The organism is Vibrio sp. T20, from assembly GCF_007858795.1.
In the GTDB taxonomy this organism is placed as follows: Bacteria; Pseudomonadota; Gammaproteobacteria; order Enterobacterales; family Vibrionaceae; genus Vibrio; species Vibrio satsumensis.
Genome location: NZ_VFEB01000127.1, coordinates 1 through 304, shown reverse-complemented (window position 1 = coordinate 304; position 304 = coordinate 1). Strand labels below are relative to the sequence as shown.

At 46.4% G+C, this 304-nt stretch carries 1 protein-coding gene; it reads right to left on the bottom strand.

Annotated elements, in window-relative coordinates; all coding sequences use genetic code 11:
* Window positions 1–304 (bottom strand): sodium:proton antiporter NhaD (nhaD, locus tag FTW16_RS15430; RefSeq protein WP_186728078.1); only part of this gene is annotated, 304 nt, incomplete at both ends.

Sequence of the window (304 nt, the reverse complement as noted above, 5' to 3'; positions counted from 1 at the left end):
ACTGAAGATAGGAGAGGCCCATCATCATACCCATGACGGGAGGAAAGTGAATCACGGCGTGGAAAGCGACAGCTGTGGCAATCGTCATGATGAATAAAAATACGATCCTTCTTGCTCCACGTTTTAACTCGATATGTTGGTGCACGGTATCGGGCTGAGTTGTGGGAACGAAATATGACATGATTAAGGCTGGAACCACATAGTTCATGACTGAAGGAATAAATAGGGGAACAAACTCGCTAAAACTCACGTAGCCTGCCTGCCATACCATTAGCGTTGTGATATCCCCAAACGGACTGAATGC